The 9,898-nt window shown below is 71.9% G+C and carries 8 protein-coding genes; 7 read left to right on the top strand and 1 reads right to left on the bottom strand.

The features are described from left to right. Positions 1-135: 135 nt before the first annotated feature. Both AB0M39_RS40060 and AB0M39_RS40055 read left to right on the top strand, forming a co-directional pair. Positions 136-2,781, top strand: coding sequence for an ATP/GTP-binding protein (locus tag AB0M39_RS40060; RefSeq protein WP_365373558.1), 2,646 nt, complete (start codon positions 136-138; stop codon positions 2,779-2,781). Then, entirely contained in the window at positions 2,778-3,716 is a 939-nt protein-coding gene (locus tag AB0M39_RS40055) for a replication-relaxation family protein (protein WP_365373555.1), read from the top strand. Before AB0M39_RS40060 ends, AB0M39_RS40055 begins: the two co-directional genes overlap by 4 nt. A gap of 96 nt (positions 3,717-3,812) precedes the next feature. Here AB0M39_RS40055 and AB0M39_RS40050 read toward each other — a convergent pair whose 3' ends face one another. Then, entirely contained in the window at positions 3,813-4,805 is a 993-nt protein-coding gene (locus tag AB0M39_RS40050) for a pentapeptide repeat-containing protein (RefSeq protein WP_365373553.1), read from the bottom strand. A gap of 640 nt (positions 4,806-5,445) precedes the next feature. On the opposite strand from AB0M39_RS40050, the gene AB0M39_RS40045 reads away from it, so the two are divergent. From AB0M39_RS40045 to AB0M39_RS40025, 5 genes are read left to right on the top strand one after another with little or no spacing between them, the layout of a single operon-like run. After that, positions 5,446-5,841 (top strand): hypothetical protein, encoded by a 396-nt coding sequence (locus AB0M39_RS40045; protein WP_365373550.1) that lies wholly within the window; start codon positions 5,446-5,448, stop codon positions 5,839-5,841. After that, entirely contained in the window at positions 5,835-6,722 is an 888-nt protein-coding gene (locus tag AB0M39_RS40040; RefSeq protein ID WP_365373548.1) for an ATP/GTP-binding protein, read from the top strand. The genes AB0M39_RS40045 and AB0M39_RS40040 overlap by 7 nt, the downstream gene beginning before the upstream one ends. A 29-nt stretch (positions 6,723-6,751) precedes the next feature. Next, positions 6,752-7,462 carry an SAF domain-containing protein gene (locus tag AB0M39_RS40035; RefSeq protein ID WP_365373545.1) on the top strand — a complete coding sequence of 237 codons (711 nt, stop codon included), beginning with the start codon at positions 6,752-6,754 and terminating at the stop codon, positions 7,460-7,462. Next, a complete protein-coding gene (locus AB0M39_RS40030; protein ID WP_365373542.1) occupies positions 7,462-8,304 on the top strand; it encodes a hypothetical protein in 843 nt (280 codons plus the stop codon). The genes AB0M39_RS40035 and AB0M39_RS40030 overlap by 1 nt, the downstream gene beginning before the upstream one ends. Beyond that, positions 8,294-9,802, top strand: a complete 1,509-nt coding sequence (locus AB0M39_RS40025; protein WP_365373539.1) for a CpaF/VirB11 family protein — start codon at positions 8,294-8,296, stop codon at positions 9,800-9,802. The genes AB0M39_RS40030 and AB0M39_RS40025 overlap by 11 nt, the downstream gene beginning before the upstream one ends. The last annotated feature ends 96 nt before the right edge of the window (positions 9,803-9,898 follow it).

Genomic DNA, 9,898 nt, shown 5'->3' with positions numbered 1-9,898 from the left:
GCCGCCGCGACGGCGCGTCGGCGCGTCGGCGCGTCGGCGCGTCGGCGCACCTGAGCGGGACGGCTCCGACCGTCCTTCGGCAGCCGCCCGATGCGGCCGCCGCGCGCCGTCCCCTTCCAACCGACAGGGAGAGCCATGGAACCCCGCACGGAAACGCTCGCCTCTGCACCCCAACTGCTGTGGAACGCCCTCGTCGACCTAGCGAGCCTAGCCTGGACGACCGCGAACTGGCTCCACGACAACGCGTGGTGGGCGGGCCTCGTCGCGGCCGCGGCGTGGTGGGGCTGGGCACGGCTGCAGAACGTCCTGGCCGCCCGCGCGCTGAGCAGGCGGACCTGCGTCGAGCTGCTGCCCTCCCGGCAGTTCGAGACCACCGGCGAGGAGATCCTTCGCTTCGGCGCACAGCTGATCCGCGCGGCGGCAGCCGGCCCCTGGTGGACCCCGCGCACCGCGCGGACCGTGCGGATCCGGCTGCGGGCCGACGGCAGCAAGCCGCTGTCGTACCGGATCGAGGGACCCGCCTCGGCGAGACACCTGCTGCTGCAGACCCCCTACGCCCGGGTGCGCGCCGAGCGGGCCCGCCCGGTCGCCGCCAAGCGGCGCACCCACACCGTGCGTGCGGTGTTCGCCCTGCACGGCGCCCCCGCAGCCCGGCTGCGGGAGGTGCCGCTGGAGCCGGACCCGCTGCAGCCTCTGATCGACGCCGTCGCCGATCTCCGCGCCGACCTGGGCGACGTCGCCGAGGTCTGCCTGGACCTCTCTCCCGCCGCCACCTGGCGGGTGCGCGCCCGCAGGTGGCAGGTCCTGGACGCCGCCCGCCAGGCTGCGCGCCGCCAGTCCCGGCGCGAGGCACGCTGGATGACGCAGGACGCCGCCAGCATGGAGGACGCCCTGTCCTGGCAGCTCACCAAGCTCACCGTCCCGCAGCAGCAGCGCGGCGGCGACGGACGCAGGCTGCTGATGACGCCGCGGCCGCCCCGCGTCGACCGGGACAAGGCCCTGGGCAAACTCGCCGAGGACACCGGCCTGGTGCGGGTGCAGCTGCTGGTGCGCTGCGCCTCCGACACGGTGGGCCGCGCCGAGCGGCGCCTGCGGCACATCGAGGCCGCCCTGGACGTGTACGCCGCCCGGACCCGCCTGTCCTCCACCGGTTTCTCGCTGGGGCCGCTGCGCATCGGCCCGGACCGGTGGCCGTGGCGCAGCCGGTTCGACGCCCGGTGGGCCAGCGGGCTGATCCGTCCCGCACGGGACTCCTGGGCCCGGATCGAGGAGGTCGCCGGGCTTCTCAAACCGCCCACCCGGCACGCCCGACTGCCGCTGCTGGCCGGCGACGTCCCCACCTTCGCGCTCGGCAGGAACCTCGTGCCGCAGGGCTTCTACCGCGGACCGGACGGCCGTGAGCGCCTGGTCGCCACCCGTGAGGACGACACCCTGTTCGAGGTGCAGGTCGGCAAGGCCGGATGGGGCAAGACCATGCGGGCCATGTGCCAGGCCGTCGCCGGCGCCCACGCCGGGCGCGGGCTGGCGTTCGTCGACCCGCACGGCGACTCCTGGGCGGACGTCGCCCCCTACCTCGCCCACCGCGACATCGCCCGCCGCACCTCGCTGTTCGACCTGACCGTCACCAGTCCGCGGGACCGCCTGGCGTGCTGGAACCCGCTGTCGATGACCGGCGCCCGAGCCCCGCACGAGGTCGTGGCGGCGACGGTCGACGCCTTCGCCACCTCACTGGGCTGGGGCGACGTCAACACCCCCCGGGCCATCACCATCTTCACCAAAGCCGTCGAAGCGCTGGTCGCGGTCAACGCCCAGGCCGCAGCCGCCGAAGCCGCCGACTGCCAGGCCACCGTCTTCCAGATCCGTCCCCTGCTCACCGACCCGATCTTCCGAGCGCTGGTCGTCGACCGACTCGACAAGGACGCCGCCCGCTGGTGGACGACGTCCTTTGCCGAGATCCCCAAAGACGCCCTCCCGACCGTCCTCAACCCACTGGACCGGCTCGCCGCCTCCCCCGTCGTCAAAGCCTTCCTCGGCTCGCCGACCGGCAGTTACGACATCCGCCACGCCATGGACCACTCCGCGGTGGTGTGGATCTGCCCGGCCGGCACCGGCCCCACCGACCGACTGGTGGTGTCCCTCCTGGTACGCGACATGCTCCGCGCGGGACTGTCCCGCCGCGACACGCCCGCCCGCGACCGGGCTCCGTTCCGCCTCTATCTCGACGAGCTGATCACCTTGGACGGCGCCGCCTCCACCTCACTGGCCGAGATCACCGAGCAGCTGAGGAAATTCAGGGTCCGCATGCACGGCATGACCCAGCTGATGCACCGCCTCAGCCCGGACGTGCGCACCGCTCTGCTCCAGAACGCCTCCTGCCTGTCCACCACCGCAGGATCCGTCGACGCGATCCGGCACATCACCGATCAGTGGGGCGGCCAGGTCACCCCTGAGGACGCCGCCGAGCTCGACCGCTACCACCACTGGGCGTCTTTCACCGTGGCCGGGAAACGGGTCGGACCGCTGCTGATCCGCGGCCCCGAGCTCAACGAGGTCTTCGGCTCCCTGGCCCGCTCCGACAGAGTCCGCGCCCTCACAGCCGCCGCGCACACCAACACCGGGGCCCAGCCATTGGAATCGCTCATCGCCGTCGCCTCCGCCCACGAGAACTCGGTCCGCGCCTTCCTCACCCGCCCCGACCCCGACCACGGCACCGGCGGCGGCCAGCAGCCGGCCGGCCCCAGCGCCCCCTCCGACGACACCGCATGGAAGCAGTACGCATGAGCACAGAACCCGACGCCGAAAGCCCCGACACCGCGAAAGCGGACCCGCAGCCCAGCACGGAGGACACCCTCGCCCACCAGGCTCTCGCGCTGCTCGCGCAGCACCGGCTGGTCACCACCCCGCAGATGCACCAGATGCTCAGCCCCCGCTCCGTCCGCACGGTCACCTCGAACGTGCTCAACTCGCTGCGGGAGGACAAACTCGTCTCCTACGCCGTCCTGCACAGCACCAACCGGCTGCGGGCCTGGTTCCTCACCCCTCGCGGCGCCCGCACCGCCACCGGATGGCCCGAGCTGCGCGGCCGGACCCTCCAGGCCCCGGCCACCTCCACCGAGGCCTCGCTGCGCGCCGCTCACACCCTCACCTCAGTCCGCGCCCACCTCGCCTTCCTCGCCGACGCCCGCCGGCGCGGCGACGAGTACGGGCCGCTGGACTGGGTCCCCGAGATCGCCCACCGCCTCCCCGACACCGGCGGCGAAGACAAGCTGATCGCAGACGCCGTCCTCCACTACACAGCCGTCGGCCCCCGCCGCCTGCAGTACCGGGCGTTCGTCGAGATCGACCGAGCCACCATGTCCTCCGAGCGCCTCGCCCGCAAGCTCATCTCCTACGCCCGCTTCCACGACTACACCCCGCAGCCCGTAGGACGCCGCGGGACCGTCGCCGACCAGGCCGCCATGCTCGCCTGGCAGCGCTTCTACCCCCGCTTCCCCCGCGTCCTGTTCATCCTCACCGGAGCCCCCGCCCCCAGCATCAAGCGCCGGATCGGCGACCTGCGCGCGATGACCGCCGGCCACCCGCTGGTGGCCCAGCTCGCCGCACAGGTCCAGCTCGGCGCAGCCGCCCTCGAGGACCTCGAACAGCAAGGCCCCACGGCAGCCGTCTGGACGCCGCTGGCCGCGACCGGCGACCTCCGCTCGTGGACGGACCTTTGACAGCCGTCTGTCGCACTGCGCTCCGAGCGCTTCCCCGAAAGGCAAGAAGGTCCAATTTGCAGCCACGATCAATAAGCTGCTGCCGGCCCCACTCGCTCACACCGATCCCGTCCCTTCCGAGAACTCCGAAATGCGAGCGATGATCCGAGGGTCGTTGGCGAGGTCCGGGGGCAGCTGTGTGTCTGAGGAGATCCGGGCGGTGGCGAGTGATTCAGCTGTGCACCCCAAGGCACTACTGAGCCGGGCTCCGTTCAGATTGGCTCCTTCCAACTGGGCCCCGAAGAGTTCCACTCCTTCCATGTCAGCTCTGGCCAGGATTGCTCGTTCCAGTTGTGCAAGGCTCAGGTCCGCGCTCTTCAGATAAGCCCTAGACAACCTCGCCTCTTTCAGGTGAGCCCCCCGCAACGACGCTTCTTCCAACTGAGCGCCCGACAGGTTCTCCTTTCCCATACGAGCATCGACCAGTGACACTTGCAGGAGTTCGGCATCGCACAAGACCGCCCCTTCCAGGTGGGCCTCAGCCACGTCTGCCCGATACAACTGCGCCCCGGTGAGGTTTGCCCCCTCCAAGCGGGTTCCGCGTAGGTTAGCCGCCTCCAGGTAGGCACGGGAAAGATCCGCCCCGCGGAGGTCGGCACCACTGAGGTCCAGTCGATATGTCTCATTTCGCTTGGGCCGCCTCCCCAAGACTGTGAGTGCTGCTTGTACATGCTCCCCGCGGCGATGCTGGTCGTTCGCGACCTCGGGATCGCCTAAGCACGACGAAGAGCCGCCCTGCCGCACAAACGCAGCCAGCACCTCCACGACAGTCATGTGGTCCTTCTCGGAATCCCGCATGATCCGTTCAAGGGCAAAGACACCACCGATCCTTTGCGTCGATGCTGTCGAAGACAGCAGTTTGATCGCCTCGACATATCGGTCGGTCACTTGACCCTCGCGGGTGAGCTCGATCTGGTGGCGATCCATCTCGCGTGTGTGCTCGAACAACACCTCGGTCTGCCGGTGGCTCTTGTGCGTGTACCAGAGCCCCAGGCCAGCAACGATTCCCGCCCCCAACGCGACCAACGCAGTTCGAAGACCGGTGATCACGACAGCGTCAGCTGGCTGAAGGTTCCGCTGCTACGAGTGCCAGGAGGGCCGCGAGGAGGACGCTGCGAATGCTCGACTTCATGCCTAGCAGCATGGCCCCGTCGTAGAGGCTCCACCCGCAGAACCCAAGGGTCACGGAGGGGAAACATCGGAGGCGTCGATTGGGCTACAGGAAATCGAAAGTCAGTGCTCAGGTCGTTTGTTCAGCCAGTGATTCCTCCGCGCGAGTGGCTCAAACGCGGCCAGTCAACCGAGGACTTGTGCACGCCCGAAAGACAGTGAACTGCAGATTGTGCACTCGCGCCGTAGCGGTCCGGTCGGCCGCGTCCATACCGTGATCGCATCGACCAGGCCGTGTCCGGCTGCGCGGACTTGAGGCGCGCACGAGGCCGGCCGGCTCGGCACACGCCATTGGGGAGGCACCGTGCAACGACCAGTCCATCAGCCCCGCCACCGGGCAGTCCTCCGGAGCGGCCTTGCTGGGGCTGCCGCGAGCCTGTGCACGGCCCTGCTGCTGTCCGGGTGCAGCACCGACGGAGATTCGCGTCCAGGCGGGGGACCCAGCACGCCGGTCACGTCCGCCGCGCCCTCGGCTGAGCCGACGCCGACCGCGGATCCGCAAGGCGCCGCCAAGACTGCAGTGCTCGCCGCCTACTCCAGCTACTGGCACGAGAAGAGCACGGCCTATGCCCGGGCCAGCATCAAGGGGAGCCGGCTCAAGGCGTACGCCGTGGGCGAGGCGTTGGCGGCCGCGGAGCGCGAGCTGGCCGCACTCTCGCAGCAGGGCTACGTCGCCACCGGCCGGCCGCAGACCGCTCCCCGCGTCGGGACGGTGAAATCATCCGGGACGGTTCCTTCGGCGACGATCAGCGACTGCGTCGACGTCTCGGCGTGGAAGCTGGTCGACCGCGAGTCCCAGCGGCCGATCGCGCTTCCGAAGGAGCGGCTGACCCGGTACGCCAGCACGGTGACGGCCGAGCGCTGGGAGGGGCGTTGGGTCATCCTCAAGGCCACCCAGGAGAACCGCACATGCTGAGGCTGGGTCTGGCGGCCGCCACGGCGGCGCTCGCCGTCGTCGGCGTCGGCACGGGCGCCGCCCGGGCGGACGAGGGCCCGGGACGGCCCGGGGCGGACGCCGGCGGGTGCGAGTTCGAGTCCTTCTGCGTGGGCGCCCAGGCGCCGAACCGGCCGGGCGCGTCGGGCAGGAAGCCTGCGGGCGGTACAGCGAGTTCGGATTCTCGCAGGCCGGAGGCGTGCACGATGAAGAAGATGGAGCCGCAGCCGCCCGCCGGCAGCCAGTACTGGCGAGGCCGGGATCCGCAGAAGAGCACCGTCTACGTCCGCTCCTGCCGCCACTTCACGGACACGGGCGCCAGCGCCCTGTTCGACGAGCCGGTGTGGGCGCCGAACGCGGCGCCCGCGGCGGCGGCCGTGGATCCCGCGGTGCTGGCACAGCGGGCCGTGGACAAGATGCTGCTCGCCGGGCCGAAGATCGGCATCGCTCCAGGGCCGGGCCAGACGGGGCTGGTGGGGATGCCGGTGTGGCTGTGGACCGAGGTCGGGCCGACGACCTACGGGCCGAACTCGGCGTCCGCGACGGCCGGCGGGGTGAGCGTCACGGCGACGGCGAGGGTCTCCAAGGTCGTGTGGGCGATGGGCGATGGGACGTCGGTGACGTGCACCGGCCCGGGCACGGTCTACCGCCCGGCGTTCGGCAGGCAGCAGTCGCCGACGTGCGGCCACGTCTACGCGCGCACCTCCGGATCCGAGCACGGCCGCCGGTACACGGTCACCGCGACCTCGACCTGGGTCGTCGACTGGACGGTAGCGGGCGCGGCCGGCGGGGGCCAGCTGATCGAGACCCGCACGGCGCAGACACAGGTCGCGATCGGCGAACTGCAGGCCGTGGGCCGGTAGTCGGGATCTTGAGGAAGGCGACGACCAGCGTGAGCAACACGACGACGCCCGCCCCCGCCGCGACACCTGCCGGCCGGGGCCACGACAGCCCTGCGCGGCCCGCCGCGGCGGTGTCCTTCAGAGCCCGGCGGCGCAGCCCGGGCATGGCTGCGCTGGCGGCTGCGCTGATCTCCGCAGGCGGCATGGGCGGCTTCTTGGCCTGGCAGGAGACCGGCCAGCGTACGGCGGTCCTGGCCGTGGCGCGGGAGGTCGCGCCGGGGGACGTGATCGAGGACGCGGATCTCGTCGACGCCGCGGTCTCCTTGGATCCTGCGCTCGCGCCGCTGCGGGCTGGGGATCGTGGCGACGTGGTCGGCAAGCGGGCTGCGGTGGCGCTGACGCCCGGCGCGCTGCTCTCCCAAGGGCATGTCACCGACCGGGCGCTGGTGGCGGAGGGGCAGCAGCTGGTCGGGATCGGGCTGAAGGCCTCGCAGCTGCCTGCGACGCGGCTGTCGTCCGGGGACGCGGTGGTGGTCGTGTTCACTCCGCCGGACTCCGCGCAGGCGACGGGCGGCAAGGACGCGCAGGCGGCGGAGCCGAGGACGGTTGCGGCTCGGGTGGTGCGCGTCGGGGAGAGCGAGGGCTCTGCGGGGGCGGTCACGGTGGATGTCGCCGTGACCGCCGCGGAGGGGCCGGGGTTGGCGGCGCAGGCGGCGAGCGGCCGGGTGGCGTTGGTGGTCGACGCCGGCGGGCGGCCGTGATGGCGGTGATCGCGCTGGTGGGACTGCCCGGTGCGCCGGGCGTGACGACAACGGCGTTGGCGCTGCTGCGGACCTGGCCGCTGGAGGACGGGTGGCGGCTGCTGCTGGCCGAGTGCGACCCGGACGGGGGCGCGATCTTGCCCGGGGCGCTGGGCGGGCGGGTCCCGGCTGACCGGGGTCTGCGCAATCTCGCCGTGTCCTCTCGTACGCAGGAGCTGGTGGCCTCGTTCTGGACCCAGTTGATGGCGGTGACGGGCGACGGGTCGGCGGAGCGCAGCCGCCTGCTGCTGCCCGGGCTGACCGAGGCGTCGCAGGCGGCGAGTCTGGCTCCGGTGTGGGGTCAGCTGGCGGATCTGTTCGTCGGGATCGAGGAGCACCGGCACGATGTGCTCCTCGACCTGGGGCGCGCGGGCGTGCTCGGTCCTTCGGGGGTGCTGGCCAGGCGGGCGGACGCGTTGGTGGTCGTGGTGCGGGGCACGCTGCGCGGTGTGCACGCCGCGAAGGCGCGCATCGCGATGCTGCGCGGTGTGCTGGCCGCCGACGGCGGACCTGGTTCTGGTTCCGACGGGTTGGCGGTGCTGCTCGTTGCCGAAGGCCCGTACGGCGTGCGGGAGGTGGAGGACGCCCTGGAGGCTCCGGTGATCGCCACGCTTCCGTACCGTCCGAAGGAGGCCGCGGTGTTGTCCGACGGGGCGGCGGAGGACCGGCGGTTTCCCGGCTGCGAGTTGATGCGGGCCGCGCGTACGGCGGTCGGGCCGCTTCGGCGGCACGTCGCCGAGCGGCGTGCTCGTGTCGCCGCTCCGCTGCATCAGCGGCTGGGGGTGGTCGGCGATGCGCGTTGAACCGGTGCACCCGCAGCCCCAGCAGCCGCGTACGGCGGCTGCCGGCACGTCCCCGGCCGCGAGCGCGCGGGCGCGGGTCCGCCCGGGCGGGGACGTGGGAGCCGCTGCGCACGGCGGCGCGGTGAACGGGCGCACGATGCCGCAGGCGCGGGTCGACTACCGGGCCGCGGGACAGATCAAGCGGCGGGTGAGCGAGCAGCTCCTGGCGGAGGCCAAGGCCAATCGTGCGCTGGTCGGCGGCGCGCGGGAGCAGCGGGCGAGGGCTCTGATCAACGAGGCGGTGTCCGTGTGGGCGGACGCGGCCGGGCACGGCGCGCAGCCGGTCGGCACGGAGCAGGAGCAGGCTCTCGCCGCTGTGGTGTTCGACATGCTCTTCCGTGCGGGGCGTCTTCAGCGGTATCTGGACGACGAGAGGGTCCAGAACATCCTGATCAACGGGCACGACCGGGTCTACCTCGACTACGGCGACGCCCGGCTGCGCCGGGTGGAGCCGGTGGCGGACTCCGACGAGGAGCTGCGCGAGCTGATCCGGGACTTGGCACGCAACAGCGGCCAGGGCGAGCGGACCTTCTCCACGGGGAGCCCTCTGATCGCGCTGCGCCTTGCCGACGGCTCGCGGCTGCAGGCTATGTGCGAGGTGACGGGCGAGCGGACGTATGCGACGATCCGCCGGCACAGCATTCGGGACGCCGACCTGGGCGACCTGGTGCGCCTCGGCTCGCTGTCCCCCGCGCTGAAGGAGTTCTTGGCGGCTTGTGTGCGGGCCGGGCGGAACGTGATGATCGTCGGCGAGCAGAATTCGGGCAAGACGTCTCTGCTGCGGGCACTGCTGAAGGAGATCCCGGCCGCCGAGCGGTTCGGGACTCTGGAGACCGAGTTCGAGTTGTGGGCGCACAAGAACGGCTATCACCAGCAGGTGGTGCCGATGGAGGCGCGGGAGTCCAACGGCGAACGCGTCGACGGCCGCGCGGCCGGTGAGATCACGCTTCTGGACTTGATGCAGCGTGCTCTGCGGATGTCGCTGACGCGGATCGTGGTCGGCGAGGTGCGCGGGCCGGAGATCACCGCGCTGATGCAGGCGTTGACGAACGGGCGCGGCGGGAATCTGTGCACGATGCACGCCTCTGAGCCGCGTGTGGTTTTCGACCGGATCGCGGAGCTGTATCTGCTGGCGCAGGGCAACTTCAGCGAGCAGCTCGCCTACCGGCAGATCGCCAACGGCCTGCACGTCGTGGTGTTCCTGTCCATGCAGGAGGGCGGCGGGCGCGAGCGGCGGTTCGTCTCCCACGTCTGGGAGATCACCGGGGTCGGGGAGGGCGGTCGGCCCGCCTACAACGAGGTGTTCGGCCCGCAGTCCCGGTGGGAGTCGTCGGCGGGGGTGCCGCTCACGCCGCCCTCCCCCGCGCTGCTGCGGCGCCTGGAGCGGGCGGGGTTCGACCCCGGGCTGCTGCGCCAGCCCCGGCCGGTCGAGGTCTGGCCGCCGGAGATGCCGGCATGAGCGGGGCGTTGTGGTGGAGCGTGTGCGGCGCGCTGGCGGCGGGCGGACTGGTTGCGGCCGTAGCGGCTGTGGTCGGGTCCACCGGGCCGAGGCGGC

Source organism: Streptomyces sp. NPDC051907 (assembly GCF_040681075.1).
Classification (GTDB): Bacteria; Actinomycetota; Actinomycetes; order Streptomycetales; family Streptomycetaceae; genus Streptomyces.
The sequence above is the reverse complement of the archived record's forward strand: the minus strand, read 5'-3'. Positions and strand labels throughout refer to the sequence as shown.